Origin of the sequence: Corallococcus aberystwythensis (genome assembly GCF_003612165.1) — a bacterium.
GTDB classification, from domain to species: domain Bacteria; phylum Myxococcota; class Myxococcia; order Myxococcales; family Myxococcaceae; genus Corallococcus; species Corallococcus aberystwythensis.
The window spans coordinates 1-22,477 of the sequence record NZ_RAWK01000002.1 but is presented as its reverse complement, the minus strand read 5'-3'; the positions used below and the strand labels follow the sequence as shown (position 1 = coordinate 22,477).

Below are 22,477 nucleotides of genomic sequence, written 5' to 3'. Positions count from 1 at the left end.
GTGATGGTTCGTGAGGTCTAGGCTCACCAACCGTGAGCATTTCGATCGCCGCAGTCGACCTCAACCTCCTCCTGGTGCTCCACACCGTCCTCACCGAGCGCAGCGTGGTGCGCGCGGCGGAGCGGCTCCACGTCACGCCGTCCGCCATCAGCAACAGCCTCGCGCGCCTCCGCTCCGTGCTGGGCGACCCCCTGGTCACGCGCAAGGGCCGTGGCATCGTCCCCACGCCCCGAGCGCTCGCGCTGGCCCCCGCCATCGCGCGAGGTCTGCGCGAACTGGAGTCCGGGCTTCACGAAGCCCCCTTCGAGCCAGCCCGCTGCACGCGCACCTTCACGCTCGCCGTCGCTGACGCAGGGCAGGTCACCTGGGGACCGCGAATCGCCGCCCGGATGGCCGGGGAGATGCCGAACGCGCGCCTCGCCGTGGTCGGCATCGCGTCACTCGTCGCGCTCGGAGACCTGACCTCGTCCCAGGTCGACCTGCACATCGGCCTCGCCGGACGGGGCGCGAGCCTGCATGTCGAGCCGCTGCTGGAAGAGCGCACGGTGCTCGTGGCTCGTGAAGGCCACCCCGCGCTCACGAAGCGACTTTCCCCGCGTGCGCTCGGCGCGCTCCATCACGTCGGCGTGGAGATGGTCCCGGGCAAGGGCTTCCGGGACCTCGTCGGCACCGCGTACGCACGCGCGGGCATCCGTCGCGAGGTCGTCATGACGGTGCCTTCCTTCCTGACGGCCGCCGCGGTGGTGTCCGCGACCGGCCTCGTCGCGACGCTGCCGGAGTCACTCGTCACCGCGCAGGGAGCGCGCCTGGGCGTGCGTGGCGTCAACGCACCGGTTCCCGCGCATACCGTCAAGCTGGCCTTGTGCTGGCACGACCGCACCCACGCCGACCCGGCGGCGCGGTACTTCCGCGACCTGGTCCGCCGAGCCGTCCTGGCGGCGTGAGCGTCAGAAGCTGAAGCCCACGCGCAGGATGTCCATGTTGATGTCCACGATGCGCCCGTTCCTGCGCGCGTCACCCCACGGCAGGCTGTACTGGCCGCCGAGGTCCAATTCCTTGCGCTGCTGGTTCCAGCTGTAGCCCACGCCCGCGCCGAACACCGCGGCGAGATAGAAGTTCGTGCGTGCGAACGTCTTCCGGTAGCCCAGGTCGAGCCCGAGCGTGAGCTGTCCGCCCGTCGTGCTCCGGTTGGCGGGCTCACCCTTGTCGGCGTCGGGCCGGTCCTTCTCGTTGCTGATCATGCCGGTCAGCTTGGGCTGGAGGAAGAAGCCGTCTCCTCGAGCGCGGGGCCACGGTGTCCAGGCCACGCCCGTGGAGACCGTGAGCGCCCGGCCCGTGCCGCAGTTGCCGATGTCCTCCGTGCAGCGGCGGCGTGAGTACCGGGGCGTGACCTCAATGACCAGGTCGGTCCGGTCCGACAGCTGGAGGTTCGTGCCGACAGGAAGCGCCAGGTGGAGCGTGCCGCCCACGAGTGGCCCCGTCAGCAGGAGCGAGCCGGTCACCAGCGGGGAGATCCAGAGCGCATGCGCGGGCCGCTCTCCCACCGGGGGCCGAAGCGCCGGCGGCTCCATGGCTTGCTCCATGGACTGGGCCTGCGTCGCCGTGAGGAGAAGGAGCACCGGAATCAGCATCGCCTTGTTCAACGCACGCCTCCTGCTGCAAGTGGGGACGGACCCTTGCTGGAGCAAAGGTCGTTCCACCCGCGCACAGGAGGGCTTCTCCGAGTGCGTTCCCGCCCGCGCATGACAAGGCTGTCAGGGCCCGCGCTCGCGGATCCCAGACACCGGTGTCACACGCGCCGTTCGGCGAGCGCGGCGAGCTGCGCGGTGACGGAGCCCCAGCCTTCGTGGAAGCCCATGTCGTGGTGCTGGGTCCTGTCCGCGCTGTTCTTGTGCATCACGTGGGCGCTGTAGTCGGTGCCCTGCGGATGATCCTTCAGCGTGATGATGGCCGTTATGCCGGGCATGCCATTGGACTCGGCGGGGCGAAAGCCCGCGAGCAGGACGGTCGTGAACACGATGCGCTCGAGCGTGTCGGCGGCGAGGAAGCACGCGCTCATGTGCGGTCCGAAGTCGCTGGTGGCCGTCTCGCTGAAGTGCGTCACCAGCGCGCCGCCGGGGCGCAGGTCCAGCTCCAACACCTTGCACCGGGACGGCGCGGGCAGCCACCACTGCTCGAAGCTGGCGGGGTCCGTCCAGGCCTTCCAGACGACAGCGCGGGGGGCCTTGATGATGCGGGAGATGCTCAGGTCCAGCTCGGGATTCAGGGCAGGGGACATCGGCTTCATTCCTTGTTGTGGGGGGCGGTGACGAACTGCTCGAGCCGGTCCGTGCGGGCTTCCCAGAGGGCGCGCTGCGCGGACAGCCAGGACTCCACGGCGGCGAAGGGCTTCTTCTCCAGTGCGCACGTCCGCACGCGCCCCTCCTTGTGCGTGCGGATGAGCCCGCTGTCCTCCAGGAAGTGGATGTGCTTCATGAAGGACGGCAAGGCCATGTCGAAGGGCTTCGCCAGGTCGCTGATGCTGGCCGGGCCCCTGCCCAGACGCGACAGCACCGCCCGGCGGGTCGGGTCGGCGAGCGCCTGGAAGATGCCGTTCAATTGCTCCGGATGCTTTTCCACGAGGCTAAGTAATGCCTCCACACACTTAGCGCAAGAGCTAAGTGATGGGAGGGCCTCCATGTGATAGCCGGGTACAAACCCCTGGAGGCGTGATGTCGAAATGGAGTGCCTGGCTGTTCCCCTGTCTTGCGTTGATGCTGCCGGGATGCATGCCATTGGAGGCGGATGAAGCGCTGGACCTGGAGCCGTTACAGCAGGGCCTGACCGGCACGGAGGTCATCGACTTCGCTTCCGCGAGCACGCAGGCGAACACGGACGCGTCCGGCAAGAGCGGCGGCATGGGCGTGCTCAAGACGAACAGCGCGAACTGCACGGTCGGCGCGTACGCGGACTGCTATGCGCAGTACATCGAGTTCAGCCCCAGCTACACGGGCTACCTGACCTTCAAGCTCTCCAGCCTCACCCAGGCCGCGCCCACCGCCGCGCAAGTCACCCAGCTCCAGCTGCTGACGAAGTACCAGGGGCCCGCGGACGCCACGTCCTACTACCAGTGGCAGCTCTACCGGTTCACGACGTCCAGCTGGGTCACGCTCGCCAACTCGCAGGGACGCGGTGACTGGGTGTGGACGCCAGCGCTGACGCTCAACCTCCCTGCCACCGAAGCCGCCGCGAACTTCGTCTCGAGCACCGGCGACATCCGCGCGCGCATCGTCAAGGGCGCGGGGACGGACGCGGCGCAGCTGGACAGCCTCCGCCTCCAGGTGTCCTGGGACATCGCCACGACGTGCACCGCGGAGACGGACGCGGCCTTCTGCTCGCGGCTGGGCAAGAACTGCGGGCAGGTGAGCGGCACCGACAACTGCGGCCAGGCGCGCACGGTCACCAGCTGCGGCGGCTGCCAGAGCCCGGACACGTGCGGCGGTGGCGGCACCGCGAACGTCTGTGGCCAGGCTTCGGCCTGCACGGTGCCCGCCTTCCCCAAGGGCACCACGTGGATGTGGGACCTGGAGCACGACGCCATTCCCACGAACCTCAACGCGCAGGTCTACGTCGTGGACCTCTTCAACACCACGAGCGCGAAGATCCAGGAGTACAAGACCGCCGGCAAGAAGGTGGTCTGCTACTTCAGCGCCGGCACCTACGAGGACTGGCGGGGGGACGCGAACCAGTTCCCGCAGGACACGTACTGCACCCCCGGGGAGAACTGCGCGCAGTCCGTCCACATCCTGGGAGACTGGTGCACGAGCGGCGGAGGTTGTGAGTGGTGGTTGGACCACCGCAAGCAGGCGGTGCGGACGGTGATGACGTCGCGCATGCAGCTGGCGAAGAGCAAGGGCTGTGACGCGGTGGAGCCGGACAACATCGACGGCTATTCACACGACGACGAAATCAGCTGCACCGACCAGGCCTGCTGGGGCCTCACGGCGGCGAACCAGCTGGACTACAACCGGTGGTTGGCCACCACGGCCCACTCGCTGTGCCTGGGCATCGCGCTGAAGAACGACGTGGATCAGGTCCCCGCGCTCGCGGACTCCTTCGACTTCGCCATCAACGAGGAGTGCCAGAAGTACAACGAGTGCGGCACCTACAAGACGTGGTTCACCAACAAGAACAAGGCGGTCTTCAACGCCGAGTACCGCGTGGACTCCAGTGGCGACACCACCAACTGGACGTCCTGCACGGGCACCGGGGCGACCTGTGCCTGCGGTGAGAGCGGCTTCGTCCAGGGCGACCTGCGCACCCTGGTCTTCCGCACCGCGTCGGTCCGCTACGACAACCTCCAGCTCAGCTGCTGGTAGCGGAGGCGGGCCGGGGCAATCGTCCTGCCCCGGCCTGCTGTCCTTGGCCCCGTTGCACCCGCTCATCCTTGCAAGAGGGCTGTTGCTTCAGCGGGCCTGCGGCGAACGCGTCGGAGCGTTCTGCGCTGGTGCCGCCGCCGACTGCTCTTCGGTGGTGACGGAGCAGCCGCAGCAGCAGCCGCTCGAGGTGGAGATGCAGGCCACACCGGAGCCGCAGGTGCAGGTGCTGCCATCATCACCGGTGCAGCTCGCGCCGGCCGCGAGCCCCTGGGCCCCCGGCTCCGTGCGCTGGACCCGCTCCCCTGGCTCCGTCTTCAGCGTGACTGACTCCTCCTGGGTCCGGGCATTGTCCTGGGCTTGGGCAACGCCACATGCCTGGAGGGACACCACAGCGGCCGCGAGCGCAAACAGCTTGAACATATTTTTCATCTGCGGGCCTTTCCTGGGTTGTTCTGCCTTTGCTGCGAAGTCACGATGGGGCGAGGGATTGACAATGTCAAACACAGACACGTAAGGGTTTTCCCTCTTTCTCGGTCATTCGCGCGGAGAGCATGGGGGCAGTCAGGGCGGCACCCGCAGTGAAATGAAAGCCACGAAGCCGCCTTGCCCGGATGGATTCCCCTGAATGGGCCCAGGCCGTGATTCGTGCGGTCGCACGCCAGCCTGCTCCTACGGCCCCTCCCTCAGTACTGGACGGTCGCCGTATACGCGAAGTGGTCGGAGCCGTACTTCTCCAGGCGCTCCGCTGGGCCAGTGCCGATGCCCACGCTGACGTAGATCTGATCAATGGGCACGCCGCTGACGCCCGCCGTGTTCAGGTGGTTCATCCCGGGGATGTCCTGCGACAGGTCGCGGTTGAAGTCACCCACCAGGACGACGGGCAGCCCCCGGCCGCGCAGCTCCGCGACCACCTCGCGCACCACGGTGTTGTGCGTCCGCCAGCGCTCCTGACGCTCGGGGTGTTCGCCATTCCACGCGCCGGAGATGTAGTGGGTGTTGATGAACGCCAGCTTCGTCCCGGTCGCGAGGTTCTTCAGCACGACCCAGTTCACGAAGCGCGACGGCGTCACCCCGGCCTCGCCGCCGTGCGTGAGCCGCGAACCCTCACCGGTCTTCTCGAACTTGTTCTTGCGCCAGGAGATGGCGATGGAGTTGCGCGCGTCCAGCCGGTCATCACCAGGCCGGAAGTGGTTGTAGTTCTCCATGGCTCCCAGCTTGTTGTGCCCCTCCGCGGTGTCGACCTCCTGCCAGCCGATGATGTCCGCGAGCGGCTTCGTGGTCGCCTGCCCATGCCACGTGTTGTGCGTCGCGACCGTGGCCGTCGTGGCGGCGAGCGCCCCGGTCCGGGCCGCTTCAGATTCATGGGAGGGCAGGAGCCCCAGGGAGAGCAGCAGGCTGAGAACAGCTGAGGACAAGAGCTTGAGCATGGTTCCCTCGAAACGCGCGCCAGGTGTTTCCTGGCGGGTCAAGGGAAACTAGCAAAATCAGTATTTCATGAAAACAGCTGCTATCTGAGGATGAAGTCCGTGGGGCGCAGCGGCTCGGGTTGGGGCTCGCCCAGCGCCTCCAGCAGGTTCATCTCCGCCGTGCGGGTCATGGCGAGCAGGGGCAGGTCGTTGGGGGCGTTGCCGAAGGGCTCCTCCAACTCTTCGCTCAGGAGGTCCAGTCCGAAGAAGGTGTAGGCAATCATTGCCGTGAGCACCGGGGTGAACCAACCCATGGACTCGGCGAGGCCGAAGGGAAGCATGAGACAGAAGAGGTAGGCGGTGCGGTGGAGGAGCACCGTGTAGGCGAAGGGCAGGGGCGTGAGGCGGATGCGTTCGCAGGCGGTGAACACGCTCATCATGGCGTGCACGCGCTCGTTCAAGGCCCCCCAGGTGATGTCTGTGAGCTGGCCCTTCCGGAGCAGCGCGGCCAGCTCCACCTGGTGCTCCCGCAGGATGGCATTGGGACGGTTCCCGCTGGTCAGGATGCGCGCGCGCTCCGGCTCCGAGACGTAACGGCTGATGTCCTCCCCGGCGTCGTGACCCCGCAGGTGGGCGGCGAGTGCGTACGGGAAGGCGATGGTGCGGTGCACCAGCCGCTGGGCCACCTGGCGCCCCGTGGTGGGCAGTTCCGCCCGCCCGTCGTCCAGCAGCGCGATGGCCGCGTGGGCGAAGGCGCGCACTTCAATGATGAGCGCGCCCCACTGCTTCCGGCCCTCCCACCACCGGTCGTAGCAGGCGTTGTTCCGGAACCCGAGAAAGATGGAGAGCGCGATGCCCAGCAACGACAGCGGCGCGGGCGAGGTGACAGGAAGCCGCAGGTGGCCCTGCTTGAGTGTCAGGACGACGAGCGACGCGAGGGTCGCGACGCCCAGCACGTGGGGCAATACGCGCGGCAGGATGGTGCCGCGCACGACGAAGAGGAGCTTGAAGAAGCCAGGGCGGGGACGAACGATCACAAGCGGTGTCTCGTGCACCAAATCCCCGCGGGTCGCAAGGGAGCGGTACGTTCCGACCCGCCTCGCGGCAGCCGCTCCGGATCCAGGGACGTGAATAATTTCGCGGGCAGTGCGTGACAAGGAACGGCGGCGACAACGTCTACCGTTCCGGCCGCACCCCGCCCACTTCCCACCAGGACTCCCCATGAACCGCATCGCCCGTGCCGTGCTTGTTTCGTCCCTGTTCGTTTCGTCCGCCAGCTTCGCGCAGGACGCGGAGTTCAACATGCAGGTGGATGCCGATGACGCGGACATGCCCTCCGCGCGCATCAAGATGAAGACGACGACGACCGTGGACGGTGAGGAGACGACCACCGTGAAGGTGCGCGGCGGCGGCACGCGGATGGACGTGCGCATGACGGGGGGAGTGACGGAGACGGAGACCCGGACGGAGCGGCACGTGGTCGCCGAGCCCTCGTACCGCGACTGTGGCACGAACTCCGACGAGGGCTGCCTGATGCGGCGGGATGGGCAGCTCCCGATGGACGCGACCACCTGGCGCGGCTTCTACCAGTCGCTCAAGAGCGAGAACAACGAGATCGTCCGCGAGGAGAAGGCGGAGAAGATGCTCAAGCGCGTCTACCTGACCGCGGCGCAGTTCGGCATGGTGCTGGACCTGTTCAACAATGAGATCACCCGCCTGGACGTGGCGAAGGTGGCCGCGCCCCACGTGGTGAATCCGCAGCACGCGCTGGGCTTCTCCTCCAAGTGGAAGAACTCCATCAGCGGCAGCGAGTACACGGACATCATCACCGAGTAGCCCGGGAAAGCCCTAGACTGCCTCCTTCCTGGAGGCTGAATGCACCCGAAGCGACTTCACCGGTTCCCCGCGCCCACGCTCCTCTCGCTGGCCGCGGGGTTCGCGCTGGTGTGCGCCGCTGGCTGTTCCAGCGATGACGCGCCTGGCGTGGACGTCCCCAACCCGTTGACCAACCCCAAGGACGGGCCCCCCGCCGGCAATCCGAACGCGGAGGCCACGTGCAGCGTGCCCGCCGAGGCAGGGCTCGCGGACGTGTCCCGGCCCACCACCGTCGTCGGGACGGGGACGCCTGCCAGCTGTACCTCGGACGCGTTCGTCAACGCCGTGGCGAAGGGTGGCGTCGTCACCTTCGACTGCGGGCCGGAGCCCGTCGTCATCACGCTCGACCGGACGGCGAAGGTCTTCAACGACAAGGGCCCGGAGATCGTCATCGACGGCAAGGGGCTGGTGACGCTCAGCGGGGCAGGGAAGCACCGCATCCTGTACATGAACACCTGTGATCAGGCCCAGGTGTGGACGACCTCCCACTGCAATGACCAGGACCACCCCCGGCTGACGCTCCAGAACCTCACGTTCGTGGATGCCAGCTCCAAGGGTGAGAAGGAGTACGACGGAGGCGGGGCGGTCTGGGTGCGCGGCGGGCGGGTGAAGGTCATCAACTCCCGCTTCTTCAACAACGCGTGCGCGGACACCGGGCCCGACGTCGGAGGCGGCGCCCTGCGCGTGTTCGACCAGCACGACGACCAGCCCGTCTACGTGGTGAACACGACCTTCGGCGGCAAGGAGGGCTACGGCGGCGTCTGCTCCAATGGCGGCGGCATCAGCAGCATCGGTGTGTCGTGGACCCTCATCAACAGCCTCTTCTCCCACAACCGGGCCATCGGCAAAGGCGCCAACCCGGCCAGTCCGGGCACGCCGGGCGGAGGCAGCGGCGGGGCCATCTACAACGACGGCAACACGATGACGTTGTCGCTCTGCGGCACGCGCATCGAGCACAACCAGGTCAACGCCCACGGCAGCGCCATCTTCTTCGTGAGCAACGACCACTCGGGGGACATCCGCATCGACCGGTCGGTCATCCAGAACAACCCGGGTGGCTCCTGGTACGAAACCTATCCCCAGATCTCCAACCACGCGGACACGCCCATCCGCGTCACCAACTCCACGATTGAGTGACGGGCTGGATGTTCGCGGGAGTCTGTTCGCTGTGGGGCTGAACCCGGTTGCTCCAAAGAGGCTCCGTCCGGCATGAAGCCAGCAACCATGCGTGTCCCTCCACTGGCTGCCGTCGTCCTCGCCTCCCTCCTCGCCGGTTGTGCGGGAACCACCGCGAACACCCGGGGCGCGCCATCCCCGGATGCGAGCACGGTGGACTCCCTCTTCCGCGACTACGACGGCCCGGATCGCCCCGGAGCCAGCGTCGTCGTGATCCATGACGGGCAGGTCGTGCTCCGCCGGGCATACGGACTGGCCCGCCTGGAGGGGCACGAGCCCGCCACGCCCGACAGCAACTACCGGCTCGCCTCGCTCACCAAGCAGTTCACGGCCACGGCCATCCTGCTGCTGGTCCAGGATGGCCGGCTTGGGCTCGATGACCGCATGGTGGACGTGCTCCCCGGCTTCCCGGCCGCCCTTCGGGAGGTCCGCGTCCGTCACCTGCTCCAGCACACCTCGGGCCTCTGGGACTACGAGGAGTTCGTCCCGGCCTCGCAGCCGGTGCAGGTGAAGGACCGGGACGTGCTGGCCCTGCTCTCCGGCGTGGACCGCACGTACTTCCCACCCGGAACCGCGGTGCGCTACAGCAACTCCGGCTACGCGGTGCTCGCGCTCCTGGTGGAGCAGGTGAGCGGAATGCCGTTCGCGCGGTTCCTCGACGAGCGCGTCTTCGTTCCGAGCGGCATGCGTTCGACGGTGGCGCACGAGGAAGGTGTCTCCCAGGTGCCCCGCCGTGCGTATGGGTACGCCGTGGACCCGAGCGGCTTCATCCCCAGGGATCAGAGCCCCACCAGCGCCGTCCTGGGGGATGGCGGCATCTACTCGTCCGTGGTGGACCTGGTGGCGTGGGACCGGGCACTGGATTCGGAGGTGCTGCTCCGCACGGAGACCCGGAAGCAGGCCTGGACGCCGCCGGCGCTTCCGAACGGCATGTCCTCGCGCTACGGCTTCGGCTGGTTCGTGGACGACGACGGAGGGCGGCAGCGGCTGTCACACCACGGTGAGACGTGTGGCTTCACCAACGCCATCGTGAAGTATCCGGAGCAACGCCTCTCGGTCATCGTCCTGACGAACCGCGCGGGCGGATCCCCGTGGACGCTGGCCCAGGGTGTCGCGGACCTGTGGCTGGACAGGCCCGCGAAGGACGGGCCGCCCACGAACCGCCCCTGGCCGTTCGAGACCCTGCCCAATGCGCACTGAAGGGGGACCGCCATGAAGTGCCCGAAATGCGGACGGCGGCTCGAGGTGCTGGGGCTCGCGCCGGGGGCCGCGCTGACCTGTCCCTGCGGCAACGTGACGAGCGTCCCGGCCCCCTCCCGCGGGAAGTGGCTGTGGCTCGCACTCGGCTTGCTGGCCTGCCCGTGCGTGGGCGTGGTGGCCGCTGTCGCGATGCCCGCCTTCGTCCGATTTGGCCAGAGCGCCTATACGGCGGAGTGTGAGTCGAACCTGAAGGCCTGGTACGTGCTCCAGCAGTCCTCGTTCCGGGACACGCGGACCTACGCGCCGGTCTTCGCGAAGGTGGGCTTCGCGCCCGAGCGGAGCAACCGCTACGCATACTTCGCCGGCGAGGGGCCGATGGAGGTTCGCGATGAATCTCACAGCGAGGCCCCCGACGGTGCGGTGTCCATTGGCGTGGACACCTTCCGGTTCAATAAGGCGCGCCCCATCGACGTGGACGCGCTTCCTCCAGAGGTCAAGGCGCGGCTCGGCGTCTCCGGCACGTGCCCCGCCTGCGACATCACCCTGGCGTGCGCGGGCGACATCGACACCGACGCGACGCTGGATGTCTGGGTCATCTCCACTGGACCGTTGGAGCTCCCGGACGCGGACGGACAGGCCACGCGGCCCGGGGTCCCCCTGCACGTCGTGGACGACGCGAAGCGCTGACGTCAGGAACGCACCGGTGCCCAGAGGGCGCTGTGGGCTTCCGGCGCATCTGGAGACGCTTCCGCCGTGTAGAAGTAGGCCGCGACCGTGGCCCGGCCCCGTCCCTCGGGACACTCCAGCGCGGCGGGGTGGCCGTGCCAGTGGGTGTCCCCGTGGGCCATCACGACCAGCCGGTCGAGGACCGGAGCGATGCGGGCCTCGCACCGGGAGAGGTCGGCGCTCCACAGCTCCAGGTCTCCGCCCCAGGCGGGCTCCCAGCCCGGGTTGAGGTAGTACAGAACGGTCAACCGGCGGGTGAGGGCACGGGTGCGATCGCGGTTGAAGTCCGCGTGCAATGCCAGATGGCCCCCGCGCAGCGTGAGGTGCAGCCCGGCGCCCCGGAAGTGCGGATCCGCGATGAGCCCCTTGATGCCGGTGAGCGTCTCCAGGAAGTCCAGGAACGCCATGCCCGAGAGTTCCGCGAGCAGGTGCCGGAGCGCGCCATGCACCCCTTCGAACGCCTTGCGCTGAAGCTGTCCCAGCCGCGCGGCCTGCTCCGGGTGATCACGCCGCAGCCAGGGGGCCCCGGTCGCGCCCGGAAAGACACCGGCCAGCTCCGTCGCCAGCCGCTCGCCCAGGAAGCCATCGATGACGACGTGAGGGTGGGGCCGCGCGGCGCCGTAGGTGTCGCGATGCGCCAGCGCGAGCGGGCGGAGCGCCGTCCGGCTGAAGAAGAAGCTCGGCCCCTGCAGCGGGCCTTCTTCGAGGGTTGCGACGCTCACGGGACCTCTTCTGCTCGGGTTTGCCACCTTCGATGATGGCATGTCCGGCTTCACCCGGGGGCGCCGCCTTCGGTATCGAGGAGCGCCGCGAGGAACAACGCGTACGTGAGCTCGGCGACGGGCCGCCGCTCCCGCCGGGCCTGGAGGCGCAGCGCCTTGGGCAGGGAGCAGGTCTTGCCCTGTTCACCGTCGCGCAGCTGGACATAGCCTCGCGGGGAGTAGCCCATCACCTGCCAGCCCATTCCACACAGCGCCCGGCTGAGGTCGTCGGTGAGCTGGTGGTGGATGGCGCGAGCGATGGGGACGGGGCGGAAGCGCTCGCTTGACCAGCCTTCCGTGTCCTCGCGCCAGCCGCGCGCACGCAGGTAGTTCACCTTGCGCGCAATCGAAAGTCCGCCGACGTGGCGCTCGAGCTTCATGGGTGCCCTTGCCTCGCGCTGCCATATTCCACACACACACCACAGTCCCCAATCCGATAGGTAGGGCGGGCCCAATCCATTACATGGGGCCTCCACCTCAAAGGAGACCCACAATGGCTACCGCCACCCGATTCGCATTCACCCAGCCCAGCTCGCCTGGGAGTGAGTTCATCGTCGAGCTGACGGATGATGCGACGATTGCCCATGCGCGCCGAATCCTGTCTGGAGAAGAGAAGAACGAGGTTCACATCCACGGGCGCATCATCAAGCGGACCGTCCCCTACAATCCGAAATTCTCGTTCCATATCGACCCCCAGACCATCCGTTTCTTCCAGATGGCCATCGAGGTATGCGACGCCAACATGGTCTACGTCGAGGAGCATCTGGACGAAGCCGGCGGCGCGTTCCTGCCCGGCGGTCACTGGTGCCCGTGGGACTCGAAGCTGACGCGCGAACTCAAGGGGTGAGCGGCGCGCCGCGGCTTCCGGGTCTGCTAAGTCGGGACGAAACGCCCCGGAGGCCCGAAGACCATGGCGACGAAGACCCGAGTCCCGCAGACGATTGACGCCTACCTGGCGGGCCTGGAGGACCCCACGGTGAAGAAGACCCTGGGGGCCCTCCGGGCGCAGCTCCGGAAGCTGCTCCCCAAGGCCACCGAGTCCATCAGCTACCGGATGCCCACCTTCAAGGTGGACGGGGCCGCCGTGGCGGGCTTCGCGTTCTTCAAGAACCATTGCGGCTACTACCCCTTCAGCGGCAGCGTGGTGCCGGCGCTGAAGTCGGAGCTGGACGGCTACGCCACGTCGAAGAGCGGCGTCACCTTCCCGCCAGACCAGCCGCTCCCGGCGAAGCTGGTGAAGACGCTGGTGCAGGCGCGGCTCGCGGAGATCGCCACGCGCGGGAAGGCACCGGCCCGAGGCAAGCGGGTGGTGGGCGAGACCGCCACCACGGGCTTCCAGGTGGGCGTGGTGCGCACGCTGCCGATGACGGCCCCCGACCTGTGGAAGTGGGTCACCACGCAGCCAGAGCGCTGGCTGGGCCCGGGCGCGACGCTGGAGGCCGAGCAGGGCGGGCACTATGAGATCCCCAAGCGTCGCGGCTCCCCCGGCGTACGCGGAGAGGTCCGGGTGGTGAAGCCCGGACAACGCCTCCGCATGACCTGGCAGCCGGACGGCTGGAAGAAGCCAGCCACATTGCAACTCACCCTGATGCCGAAGGCGCGGGGCGCCTCCCTCCACATCCACATGGAGAAGCTCCCTGACGCGGAGGCCCGTGAGGCCATGCGCGAGCGCTGGTCGAAAGTCCTCGCGCAGGTTGCCTAGCGGGATTTGTCTGTCGTTGGGAAGCTGACTATCCTGGCAAGGCCGTACAAACCCTTGAGCCGGGAGAAGCAGATGCGAGTGGCAATCATTGCCGGGCTGATGGCGGTCGGACTGCTGGCGGGCTGTGGCGGCGCGGAGGAGATGGACGAGACCGTCAGCCCGGAGGAGCAGGGGCAGGTCCAGCAGGGAGTGACGCACTGGGAATGCGTCAATGACTGTGAGCGGAAGTGGTTCCAGTGCGTCTATGGCGGCGGCGGCACCCCGCGGCCCACCTGTGACAGCTACATGGCGTTCTGCATCTCCCAGTGTCCTCCCTGAGGCGAGCCGGGCAGGTCCCTTACAGGCGGAACTCCTGCTCCAGCAGCGCCGCGGCGCGCGCCGCTCCAGCCTCCGTCCGCAGCTCCCTCTTGAGGGCTGCGAGCCGGGCCGCGACGGCCGGGTCCTCCGTGAGCTGGAGCAGCGCCGAGCGCAGCGCGTCCGGGGTGGCGTGCTCCGTGTCGAGCCGTCGCGCGATGCCGAGCGCGACGAGCTGATCGGCGTTGGCGAACTGGTCCGTTGACTGGGGCACGGCAATCATTGGCACCCCGCAGTAGAGCCCCTCCTGTGAACCGCCCATGCCCGCGTGGGTGATGAACGCGTCGGCCTGCTCGAGCACCGCCAACTGCGGGACCCAGGGGTGGACTTCGACGTTGTCCGGAATCGCGCCAAGCTCCTCCCGTGCCACGTGCTTGCCGATCTGCAGCACGACGTGCCAGCTGGGAAGCCTTCCGAAGGCGGCGAGGCACGCGCGGTAGAACGCGGGCTGGTGGGTGAAGGCCGAGCCGAGCGACACCAGCAGCACCTTCCCCGCGCCATGAGGGCGCTTCCACTCGCCCTGTTCCGGACGGGCCGCGAGGCAGGGCCCGACGAAGGTGAAGCGTTTCCGGTCCACCCGGTCCGCGTGCGGTTGGAGCACGCGGGGGATGAGCACCAGGCCGCGCGGCGGCTTCCCGACGAACAGCATGGCGTCGGTCTCCGCCACGCCGCACTCCTGGAGCCAGGCGGAGTAGCGCTGGTAATGCGCCACGGCGCGTGGCTCGGTGCGCAGCATCTCCACCATCTCGGCCATGTCCTGCTCGTAGCCCTCCCAGGCCACCATGCTGGGGGAGAGCTGGACCGCGGGGAGGCCCCAGTTCTCGGCGAGGATTCGCGCCGTCGAACAGCCGATGTCGTACAGGAAGAGATCCGGCCGGTCGTGCTCATAGGCCGCGCGCAGCTGCGGAAGCATGGACATGGCGTCATCCAGGAACATGTCCAGCTGCCCCACCATGTCGTCGGGCCAGCGTGTCTGCGGCGCCCCGTCGCGCGGGAGGAGGGAGCGGTAGGGGCGAAGTTCGGCGCCCGTGCCGGAGATGACCTCCGCGAAGGCCGCGTCATTGGCGTACGTCACCCGGTGGCCCCGGGACACCAGCTCCCGGATGAGCTCCAGGCTCGGGTTGACGTGGCCGTGCGCGGGAATGCTGACCATCGCGATGTGGGCGCGGCGTGACATGGAGTTCTCCTGGAAAGGCGTTGGCGAGACGGACCGTCTCGTTTCGCCAAGGTGCGCCTGGAGGGGTGGCCTTGTCAAGACGAGACGTTCCGTCTCGTTTCCTGGTAGGGTGGCGTCTGATGGCTGACCCGAAGACACCGGAACCGTCCCGCCGCAGTGAGCGCTCCCGCCAGGCCATCCTCACGGCCGCCGTCGAGCTCGTGGGAGAGGTGGGCTATGCGCGCCTGACGGTCGAGGCGATCGCGGCACGCGCGGGGGTGGGCAAGCAGACCATCTACCGGTGGTGGCCTTCCAAGGGGGCGGTGGTGCTGGACGCCTTCGTGGAGCTGAGCGGCGGCAGCCAGCCCGCGGCGCTGCCGGACACCGGCGACCTCAAGGCCGACCTGGAGGGGGTGCTGCGCGCCACGGTGCAGGAGCTCACGGACCCTCGCTTCGAGCTGCCCTCGCGGGCCCTCACCGCGGAGTCCCAGGCGGACGCCGCGCTGGCCCAGCAGTTCGTGGAGGCCGTGCTGCGGCCCCACCTGAAGGCGATCCAGGAGCGGCTGCGCTCGGCACAGCGCGCGGGCCAGGTCGCGAAGGGCGTGGACCTGGAGGTCGCGGTCGAGCTGCTCGTCGGGCCGCTCTTCCACCGGTGGCTGCTTCGCACCGCGCCCCTCACGAGCGCGTACGCGGACACCGTGGTGGCGCTGGCCATGGCCGCGCTGCGGCCTCCGCCCAAGGGACGTTAGCGTCACGCGACGGGCCGGAGCATGACGCCCACGTAGACCTGGCTCACGCGCCGCATGTGACTTCCGGCACATGGCCCGCGTGCCCCGGGTGGCCTAGGGTCCGCGGTCATGCCCGAGCGGTTCCCCGTGGCCAAGCCCGCCACCACCCATCGCATGCTGCTCGTCGCCGGGATGCTGACCTGGGCCGTGGTCGGCTTCGCGCACATCGAGGACCTCACGCGTGCCCCCGCGCGGTGGATGGCCCCGGGCACGCTGCTGTGGGGCCTCGCGCTGCTCACCTTCGGCGGAACCTTCTGGCTCCAGTCACGGGTGCAGGGCAGGGGGGAGGTGCCGCTGCTCGCCGCGCAGTCGCTCGCGGCGCTCGTCTGCCTCGCCACGGGGGAGAGCGGGCTGGACGCGGCGCTGCTCGCCATCACCGCGGGGCAGGTCGCGGAGATCCTCTCCCAGCGCCGGGCGCTGGCGTGGGTGGGGGCCCAGGTGGGGGGCATGTTCGTCGTGTTCGCCGTCCAGCACCCGCCCGTCCAGGCCCTGGTGCAGACGCTCATCTACACGGGCTTCCAGGGCTTCACGTTCGGCACGTCGCTGGTGATGGTCCGCGAGGCGGAGGCGCGCCGTGAGCTGGCCCGGGTCCACGTGGAGCTCCAGGCCGCCCAGGTGCTGCTCGCCACCCGCGAGCGCGAGGGTGAGCGGCTGCGCATCGCCCGCGAGCTGCACGACTCCGTGGGACACCACCTCACCGCGCTCAGCCTCAACCTGGAGGCCGCCGCGCACACCGCGAAGGACCCCGCCTCCACCGAACACCTGCGCCGCGCCCGGGAGGCGGCCCGCACGCTGCTGTCCGAGGTTCGCGGCACGGTGACCGCGATGCGCGATGCGCCCATGCCCCTGCTGCCATCGCTGCGAGCGCTCGCGGAAGGGGTCCCGGGGCTCGCCGTCCACCTGGAGGTTCCCGAGGCGCTCGCCCTGGAGTCCTCCGACGCGGCGCACTCGGTGTTCCGCTGCGTGCAGGAGGTCCTCACCAATACGCTGTGCCATGCCGGGGCCCACAACCTGTGGATCACCATCGTGCCCACGGACGACGGCGGCGTGCGGGTGCATGCGAGGGACGACGGGCGCGGCGCGGTGAAGGTGACGCCCGGCTCGGGGCTCACGGGCATGCGGGAGCGGTTCACCCGGCTGGGCGGCCGCGTGGAGTGGCGCTCGGCGGTGGGGCAGGGGTTGGAGATGGAGGCCTGGCTGCCGGCCACGCCGGAGGGTGGGGTGGGCACGTGAACACCATCCGCCTGGTGCTCGCGGATGATCACGTCCTGGTGCGCCAGGGCCTGCGCAGCCTGCTGGACCTCACGCCCGACCTGCGCGTGGTGGGCGAGGCCGGGGACGGCGAGGAGGCGCTGAGCAAGGTCGCGGAGCTCCATCCGGACGTGGTGCTGATGGACGTGCGCATGCCGCGCATGACGGGGCTGGAGGCCCTGCGCGCGCTGCGCCGCACGGATCCGGACCGCCGCGTGGTGCTGCTCACCACCTTCGACGAGGACACCGCGCTCATCGAAGCGCTGCGCGCGGGAGTGCAGGGCTTCCTGCTCAAGGACGTGTCGCTGGAGGAGCTGGCGGAGGCCATCCGGCGCGTGGCCTCCGGGCAGACGCTGCTGCCTCCCGGCGTCGCGGAGCGCGTAGCGCGAGGCATGGCCGACCTGCCCCGCGACTTCCCCCACGCGGACCTGCCGGAGGGGCTCACCCGCCGCGAGGTGGAGGTGCTGCGCCTCATCGCGCGCGGGCTGAGCAACCGGGAGATCGCCGAAGCGCTGGGGACCGCGGAGGGGACGGTGAAGAACCAGACCTCCAGCATCCTCTCCAAGCTGGGCGTGCGGGACCGCACCCGCGCCGTGCTCCGTGCCATGGAGCTGGGCTGTCTGTAGCCCCGCGGCCGCGTGCCCGCGTCAGCGCGTCTTCTGCTGGTATGCCTTCACCAGCGCGTTCATGCGCCGCCCGCTCGGGTCCTCCTTGCGGGGATCGGCGACGACGAGCACCCACTTGCCCGAGACGACCGTGGAACCGACGGCGTCGCCGATGAGCGCCCAGCCGGCCTCCTCCGCCTTCTTGGCCTGCTCCGCGCCGTCGAAGTGGCACACCGTGGCCTCCAGGCCGCTCACCTTGCCGGCCTGGCACTTGCCGCCGGGCAGCTTCTCGCCGACGTCGGTGAAACCGGAGGGCGACTCACCCGCCGCCTTCCACGCGTCCAGCACGTCGTTCGCGTTGCTGGAACATCCCGCCACCAGCAACGCTCCCAGCGCGAATCCCATGCGCCGCATGCTCAGTCCCGCCCCTTGTGCTTGTGCTTCTTGTGCTTGCCGTGGCCGTGACCATGGCCGTGCTCGTGGTCGTGGCCATGGTGATCGTCATGGTCGTCGTCCCGGATGATGATGACCTCACGGGAGGGCGGAGGCGGCCTGCCACCGACCTTCACGTCCACGTCCACGTTCAAGCCCACCTGGATGATGGGGCCGTGGTACTGGGGCGGCGGCGCGAACGCCACCACCGGCCGCGGCACGTTCCAGCCGCGATAGACCGTGTTGACCCGCACCAGCTTCGGGTTCTCCCGCCGGTACTCTTCGGGGTACTCGCCGGCGTAGAAGTGGACGTCCTCCTTGTCCACGAACTGCTGGCGCGGCGGCGGCTCGTAGGCGTGGTAGTGCGGCCCGTCGTGGTAGCAGTACTCCACCACGTCCACGTCCACGTCGATGTTGACGATCACGTTGAGCACCACCGGGTGGTGCCCATAGTAGGAGTGCCGGGGGCCCTCGTAACCGAAGGGCGTGGGGTCACCGATGAAGACGTGGACGTTGTCGCGCGTGCGGTAGAGCGTGTCCGCGTGCAACGGCGCGGCGGAGTGCACGTGCGGCGCCTCGAGGTGGCACAGCCCGTCCCGGGGCTGTCCGGTGCGCGGGTGCATTCCCGCGTATCTCCACTGCTTCGCCTCGGCCGCGCTGGCGGCCAGGAGCAGCAGCGCCGTGGCCAGAGGGGCCAGATTCCTGTGTGACATGGTGGGGGTTCTCCCTGGAGGCGGGCACGCTCCAGCCAATCCCTGACCCCGGCCCCCCAAAAGCGATCACATCCAGGCGCATGACCCGTCTCCGGGGTGTCCGTAGAGGTGCTCCACGCGCATCCCGGCGACAGCAGGCGCGAAACATTTCGGTGCCGCGACACTCAGCATCCGGCGTGCTTCGCGGCCTGCGCCATCCGCGTGGCGTCGACTAGGGTCGCGCCGCATGAACCCCCGTCTGCCCCTCGTCTTCCTCGCCGCCCTCCTCGCCGTGTCCAGCGCGGGGGCCAGGCCCTACCGCGCCATGGTGACGCGCACCGCGTCCACCACGAAGGCCGGCAACCTGGAGCTGGGCCTGCGCTACCAGGGCTTCTTCGCGCTGGACCTGGACGCGTCGCAGCCCTACCAGCAGATCTCCCCCAGCCTGCGCTTCGGCATCGTCGACAACCTGGAGGCCAACCTCTACGTGGAGCTGCTGGCGCTGGGGCTTCCCGGCGATGAGAACTTCAAGGTCGCCTTCGGTGACATCCCCCTGGGCTTGCAGTGGACGTTCCTGGAGACGAGCAATGCGGCGCTGGCGGCCTACGGGCGCGTCACGCTGCCCACCGGGCCCAGCGACGAGGACGGCATCATTCCGAGCCTGTCCGACGGCACCTGGGACTATGAGGGCACCCTCGTGGGCGAGCTGCGCGCGGGCAAGGACCTGCGCTTCATGCTCAATGGCAGCTATCTGCACCAGGGCACCCGGGACCGGGGAGCGCTGCCCGAGTTCGATGTCCCGGACGCGGTCCAGTTCGCGCTCGCGGCGACCTACAACCTGGACAACTTCACGATGCTGGGGCTGGAGGTGGTGGGCCGCCTCTACTTCGAGGACGTCATCACCCCCGTCTGGCGGGACAACGCCGCGCAGGTGGAGATCCTCCCGATGGTGCGCCACGAGGCGTTCCCGGGCCTGGTGCTGGAGGCCGTCGCGGGCGTGGCCGTCACCGAGGACCTGCGGGAGATCTACCAGTTCCGCGTCCTGCTCGGCGCCACCTACGAGTTCGACCTCGCCTCGGGACCCAAGCTGCCGAAGAGCAAGCAGGACCTGCGTCCGCCCAAGAAGCCCGCATCCAAGCGGCGCCGCTGAGCGGCTTCACTTTCGCACAGACGCCCGTGTCGAAAGCCGGCGCTGAACACTTCCTCTGTCCAACCCCAGACAGCACGTCGCGAGGAGGCAGGCTCCGGGGGGCACGTAGGCGTCCTGTCCTGGAAGCGCGTCTGTTGCCTGGGGGGCATTGGGCGGGTCCCGGGGCGTCCATACCCTTCCAGGCCACATTGACCTGAAGCGAGGACCCCCGATGTCGACCCCCCGCTGCTCATGCCACTCCTGTTGGCTCCGTGTGCCGGTCCTGATGTTCGCGCTGCTCTTGTGCAGCGCATGTGAGGCCATGGGGCGGATTGAAGACCCCGAAGTGCAGCCCCTTCCCGCGGATTCGAATCCGTTGCCCGACCTCGAGGCGAACCCGCCCGCGGTGCCTCCGGCCCCCGCCGACCTTCGTCCCGTCGCGGTCTGGGAGCGGATGTTCGTGGATGAGTGGGGGCGCGAGCACACGCAGACCTTCCTGCCCTGGAGCCACTCGCGCGACAGCTGGGACTTCTACAACCTGGCCTACGGCCTGGACGCGAACACCGCCATGTACCGGGCCACCGGGAGGCGGGCGTACCTGGACCGGGCGCTGCTCTACGTCAACAACCTGGTGGCCTCCGCCCGCGTCTCCGCGTCGCTGCCGAACAGCCAGTTCAAGGACGGGTACCTGGGCTGGTCCTCGTCGCTCTCGCAGCCGGCCGGGCACGAGGTGCCGCTGTATGAGAGCTATTGCTGGCGCTACGTGACGCGCCTGCTGCGCGTCATCCGCGAGACGCCGGAGCTCTACGCCGCGGACGTCTACCGCAGGCAGTACGACCGGTTGCTGGCGTTCACCGAGAAGAACATCTTCGAGAAGTGGTTCATGCGCGGGGCGAATGACTTCCTGTATCGCAACCGCACGCACATGGCCGCGCACTGGGCCTTCATCTCCATGGACCTGTCGCGGATGACCACCGACCCCGGGCACAAGGCCCGCTACCTGGAGGTCTTCGACAACATCAACCAGGGCATGCCGAACTTCCCGTCGTCCCTGCGCGCGCAGCTGGAGCCCAACCCGGACCACCCGACGGCCTGGTTCTGGAGTGAGAAGTGGGGCACGAACGTCCAGCCCGGCCAGGACGTGGCGCACGCCAACAACGTGCTGGCCTTCGTCGTGGAGGCCCACGACGCGGGCATGGAGTGGACGGACGCGGACATCCGCCGGTTCGTCGTGACGCTCAACACCGTCATCTGGCCCGCGCCCAAGGTGTATGCGGAGTACGTGGACGGCACGGGGGCAGGGGATGGCTGGTTCAACGACGGGCTGATGAAGCTGGGCCGCTACGACGTCAACCTCCAGCGCCGGCTGGAGCAGCACCGCGTGGGGCAGAACAGCCAGTACTTCGCCAACGGCGCGCTCAACGTGCGGCTGCTGTCCGAGCGGGCCGCGCAGTAGGCAAAGGCGGCGTTTCGCGACCTGCTCACCGGACCGTGCGCGGTCCGGTGGACAGGCGGACCGCCAGGGCCGCGAGCGCGGCGGCCGTCGCCAGCGCCGTCACCGCCATCCATCCCCACCGGGCCAGCACCAGGCTGCCGCTGGCCGCGCCGATGGACATGCCGATGAACATGGTGACGAACAGCACCGCGTTGAGCCGGCTGCGTGCGGCGGGGTCGATTCCGAAGACGATGGTCTGATGCGCCACGAGCGTGATCTGCGCCCCCAGGTCGAAGCCCACCGCGCTGGCGCCAATCAGCCACAGCTGGTGGTTCGGCTCCAGCCACGGCGCCGCGAACATCGTGGCGAAGGAGAGGACCGTCATCCCGGCGCCCAGGCGCGTGACCACCTCCGGCCCGAAGCGATCCGCGATGCGGCCCGCGATGGGCGCCCCCAGCGCTCCCGCCGCGCCCGCCAGACCGAAGGCCCCGGCCGCCGCGCTCCCCAGGTGGAACGGGGCGCCATGCAGCATCACGGCGAGGGTGGACCAGAACGCGCTGAAGCCAATGGAGATGAGCCCCTGCGCCAGCGCCGCCCGGCGAAGGGCGCCGTACCTGCGCCACAGGCTGGCGAGTGAGCCGAGCAGGGCGCCATACGAGAGCGTGTTGGTGGGGTGGAAGCGAGGCAGGCCGCGCCAGGCCGCCACGCCGATGAAGGCCACGCTGGCGGCGGCGACGACGTACATGGCACGCCAGCCGAAGTGCTCGGCGACCACGCCGCTGATGACGCGGGACAGGAGGATGCCGAGCAGCAGGCCGGTCATCACCGTGCCCACCACCTTGCCTCGCTCATGCTCGGGGGCCAGGGTCGCGGCGGCGGGCACGATGTCCTGCGCCAGGGTCGCCGTCAGGCCGACGGCGAAGCTCACCCCCAAGAGCAGCGTGATGCCCGGGGCCATGCCGCCCAGCAGCAGCGCCACGCTCAGCAGGCCGGCCTTGATGAGGATGATGCGGCGCCGGTCGAAGCGGTCGCCCAGGGGCGTCAGCAACAGGATGCCCAGCGCGTAGCCCAGCTGCGTGAGCATGGGCACGAGCCCCACCGCCGTGTCGGAGGCGCCAATGCTGGCCCCCATCACCCCCAGCATCGGCTGGCTGTAATAGATGGACGCCACCGACAGGCCGGCGCTCGTGGCCAGGAGCAGGCGCAGGCCGCTCGACAGGGATGTGCTGGGAGCCACGGGCTGGAACGGATGGGCCGTCTCGGCGGTTCCATGTACGGCGCGAATGAAGGACATGATGTTCACCTCGGGTGCTGCGCGATGAGGTGACAGTGCGTCAGAGGGAGCGGGGTCGGTAGACGGCTGCTCCGTACAGCGGTTATACGCTTAACGTATCACCATGCCCCCTCCCACAAAGCAGGCCCGGTCGAGGC

26 protein-coding genes are annotated in these 22,477 nt (G+C 69.0%); 14 read left to right on the top strand and 12 right to left on the bottom strand.

Annotated features, from left to right (window positions below; translation table 11 throughout):
- Positions 1-32: 32 nt before the first annotated feature.
- Positions 33-944 (top strand): LysR family transcriptional regulator, encoded by a 912-nt coding sequence (locus D7W81_RS00440; protein ID WP_120553328.1) that lies wholly within the window; start codon positions 33-35, stop codon positions 942-944.
- A 3-nt stretch (positions 945-947) separates the two neighbouring features.
- On the opposite strand, the gene D7W81_RS00435 is transcribed toward D7W81_RS00440, so the two are convergent.
- From D7W81_RS00435 to D7W81_RS00425, 3 genes are all read right to left on the bottom strand, one after another.
- Entirely contained in the window at positions 948-1,643 is a 696-nt protein-coding gene (locus D7W81_RS00435) for a hypothetical protein (RefSeq protein WP_120553327.1), read from the bottom strand.
- A gap of 146 nt (positions 1,644-1,789) precedes the next feature.
- Positions 1,790-2,278 carry an SRPBCC family protein gene (locus D7W81_RS00430; protein WP_120553326.1) on the bottom strand — a complete coding sequence of 163 codons (489 nt, stop codon included), beginning with the start codon at positions 2,276-2,278 and terminating at the stop codon, positions 1,790-1,792.
- 5 nt (positions 2,279-2,283) lie between these two features.
- A complete protein-coding gene (locus D7W81_RS00425; RefSeq protein WP_120553325.1) occupies positions 2,284-2,619 on the bottom strand; it encodes an ArsR/SmtB family transcription factor in 336 nt (111 codons plus the stop codon).
- Between the two features lie 92 nt (positions 2,620-2,711).
- Between D7W81_RS00425 and D7W81_RS00420 the strand changes: the two genes are divergently transcribed.
- Positions 2,712-4,358 carry an endo alpha-1,4 polygalactosaminidase gene (locus D7W81_RS00420; RefSeq protein WP_158621381.1) on the top strand — a complete coding sequence of 549 codons (1,647 nt, stop codon included), beginning with the start codon at positions 2,712-2,714 and terminating at the stop codon, positions 4,356-4,358.
- Between the two features lie 87 nt (positions 4,359-4,445).
- Here the strand turns inward: D7W81_RS00420 and D7W81_RS00415 are convergent, their stop codons facing one another.
- From D7W81_RS00415 to D7W81_RS00405, 3 genes are all read right to left on the bottom strand, one after another.
- Positions 4,446-4,778 carry a hypothetical protein gene (locus D7W81_RS00415; RefSeq protein WP_147445298.1) on the bottom strand — a complete coding sequence of 111 codons (333 nt, stop codon included), beginning with the start codon at positions 4,776-4,778 and terminating at the stop codon, positions 4,446-4,448.
- Positions 4,779-5,041: 263 nt separating this feature from the next.
- Positions 5,042-5,785: an endonuclease/exonuclease/phosphatase family protein gene (locus D7W81_RS00410; protein ID WP_120553322.1), complete on the bottom strand. Its 744-nt coding sequence runs from the start codon at positions 5,783-5,785 to the stop codon at positions 5,042-5,044.
- Between the two features lie 80 nt (positions 5,786-5,865).
- A complete protein-coding gene (locus tag D7W81_RS00405; protein WP_120553321.1) occupies positions 5,866-6,801 on the bottom strand; it encodes a bestrophin family protein in 936 nt (311 codons plus the stop codon).
- A 184-nt stretch (positions 6,802-6,985) separates the two neighbouring features.
- Here D7W81_RS00405 and D7W81_RS00400 point away from each other — a divergent pair, with 184 nt between their 5' ends.
- From D7W81_RS00400 to D7W81_RS00385, 4 genes are all read left to right on the top strand, one after another.
- Positions 6,986-7,600 (top strand): DUF4476 domain-containing protein, encoded by a 615-nt coding sequence (locus D7W81_RS00400; protein ID WP_120553320.1) that lies wholly within the window; start codon positions 6,986-6,988, stop codon positions 7,598-7,600.
- Positions 7,601-7,639: 39 nt separating this feature from the next.
- Positions 7,640-8,776 carry a hypothetical protein gene (locus D7W81_RS00395; RefSeq protein WP_120553319.1) on the top strand — a complete coding sequence of 379 codons (1,137 nt, stop codon included), beginning with the start codon at positions 7,640-7,642 and terminating at the stop codon, positions 8,774-8,776.
- An 87-nt stretch (positions 8,777-8,863) separates the two neighbouring features.
- Positions 8,864-10,015 carry a serine hydrolase domain-containing protein gene (locus D7W81_RS00390; protein ID WP_120553318.1) on the top strand — a complete coding sequence of 384 codons (1,152 nt, stop codon included), beginning with the start codon at positions 8,864-8,866 and terminating at the stop codon, positions 10,013-10,015.
- A gap of 12 nt (positions 10,016-10,027) precedes the next feature.
- Positions 10,028-10,702, top strand: a complete 675-nt coding sequence (locus D7W81_RS00385) for a fimbrial protein (RefSeq protein ID WP_120553317.1) — start codon at positions 10,028-10,030, stop codon at positions 10,700-10,702.
- Between the two features lie 2 nt (positions 10,703-10,704).
- Here the strand turns inward: D7W81_RS00385 and D7W81_RS00380 are convergent, their stop codons facing one another.
- Together D7W81_RS00380 and D7W81_RS00375 are read right to left on the bottom strand one after the other, a co-directional pair.
- On the bottom strand, positions 10,705-11,463 hold the full coding sequence (locus tag D7W81_RS00380; protein WP_120553316.1) for a 2OG-Fe(II) oxygenase: 759 nt from the start codon (positions 11,461-11,463) through the stop codon (positions 10,705-10,707).
- Positions 11,464-11,513: 50 nt separating this feature from the next.
- Positions 11,514-11,882 (bottom strand): hypothetical protein, encoded by a 369-nt coding sequence (locus D7W81_RS00375; RefSeq protein WP_120553315.1) that lies wholly within the window; start codon positions 11,880-11,882, stop codon positions 11,514-11,516.
- Between the two features lie 113 nt (positions 11,883-11,995).
- Between D7W81_RS00375 and D7W81_RS00370 the strand changes: the two genes are divergently transcribed.
- From D7W81_RS00370 to D7W81_RS00360, 3 genes are all read left to right on the top strand, one after another.
- Positions 11,996-12,349, top strand: coding sequence for a BP74-related protein (locus tag D7W81_RS00370; protein WP_120553314.1), 354 nt, complete (start codon positions 11,996-11,998; stop codon positions 12,347-12,349).
- Positions 12,350-12,412: 63 nt separating this feature from the next.
- Positions 12,413-13,204, top strand: a complete 792-nt coding sequence (locus tag D7W81_RS00365; RefSeq protein ID WP_120553313.1) for an SRPBCC domain-containing protein — start codon at positions 12,413-12,415, stop codon at positions 13,202-13,204.
- A gap of 78 nt (positions 13,205-13,282) precedes the next feature.
- Complete coding sequence (locus D7W81_RS00360) at positions 13,283-13,522, top strand: hypothetical protein (protein ID WP_147445297.1); 240 nt, start codon at positions 13,283-13,285, stop codon at positions 13,520-13,522.
- A gap of 19 nt (positions 13,523-13,541) precedes the next feature.
- Here D7W81_RS00360 and D7W81_RS00355 read toward each other — a convergent pair whose 3' ends face one another.
- Entirely contained in the window at positions 13,542-14,735 is a 1,194-nt protein-coding gene (locus D7W81_RS00355; RefSeq protein ID WP_120553311.1) for a macrolide family glycosyltransferase, read from the bottom strand.
- A 119-nt stretch (positions 14,736-14,854) separates the two neighbouring features.
- Between D7W81_RS00355 and D7W81_RS00350 the strand changes: the two genes are divergently transcribed.
- The 3 genes from D7W81_RS00350 (at position 14,855) to D7W81_RS00340 (ending at position 17,379) form a co-directional block, all read left to right on the top strand.
- Positions 14,855-15,463 (top strand): TetR/AcrR family transcriptional regulator, encoded by a 609-nt coding sequence (locus D7W81_RS00350; protein ID WP_120553310.1) that lies wholly within the window; start codon positions 14,855-14,857, stop codon positions 15,461-15,463.
- Positions 15,464-15,571: 108 nt separating this feature from the next.
- On the top strand, positions 15,572-16,735 hold the full coding sequence (locus tag D7W81_RS00345; protein WP_120553309.1) for a sensor histidine kinase: 1,164 nt from the start codon (positions 15,572-15,574) through the stop codon (positions 16,733-16,735).
- Positions 16,732-17,379, top strand: a complete 648-nt coding sequence (locus tag D7W81_RS00340; RefSeq protein WP_120553308.1) for a response regulator — start codon at positions 16,732-16,734, stop codon at positions 17,377-17,379. Before D7W81_RS00345 ends, D7W81_RS00340 begins: the two co-directional genes overlap by 4 nt.
- A 21-nt stretch (positions 17,380-17,400) precedes the next feature.
- Here the strand turns inward: D7W81_RS00340 and D7W81_RS00335 are convergent, their stop codons facing one another.
- Both D7W81_RS00335 and D7W81_RS00330 read right to left on the bottom strand, forming a co-directional pair.
- The gene (locus D7W81_RS00335; protein WP_120553307.1) at positions 17,401-17,772 is read right to left on the bottom strand and encodes a hypothetical protein; all 372 of its coding nucleotides are present in this window, start codon (positions 17,770-17,772) and stop codon (positions 17,401-17,403) included.
- Positions 17,773-17,774: 2 nt separating this feature from the next.
- Positions 17,775-18,503, bottom strand: a complete 729-nt coding sequence (locus D7W81_RS00330; RefSeq protein WP_120553306.1) for a hypothetical protein — start codon at positions 18,501-18,503, stop codon at positions 17,775-17,777.
- Between the two features lie 226 nt (positions 18,504-18,729).
- Here D7W81_RS00330 and D7W81_RS00325 point away from each other — a divergent pair, with 226 nt between their 5' ends.
- Positions 18,730-19,632: a hypothetical protein gene (locus D7W81_RS00325; protein ID WP_120553305.1), complete on the top strand. Its 903-nt coding sequence runs from the start codon at positions 18,730-18,732 to the stop codon at positions 19,630-19,632.
- Positions 19,633-19,987: 355 nt separating this feature from the next.
- Positions 19,988-21,067 carry a hypothetical protein gene (locus D7W81_RS00320; protein ID WP_244226889.1) on the top strand — a complete coding sequence of 360 codons (1,080 nt, stop codon included), beginning with the start codon at positions 19,988-19,990 and terminating at the stop codon, positions 21,065-21,067.
- 25 nt (positions 21,068-21,092) lie between these two features.
- Here D7W81_RS00320 and D7W81_RS00315 read toward each other — a convergent pair whose 3' ends face one another.
- On the bottom strand, positions 21,093-22,340 hold the full coding sequence (locus D7W81_RS00315) for an MFS transporter (protein ID WP_120553373.1): 1,248 nt from the start codon (positions 22,338-22,340) through the stop codon (positions 21,093-21,095).
- Positions 22,341-22,477 lie beyond the last annotated feature (137 nt).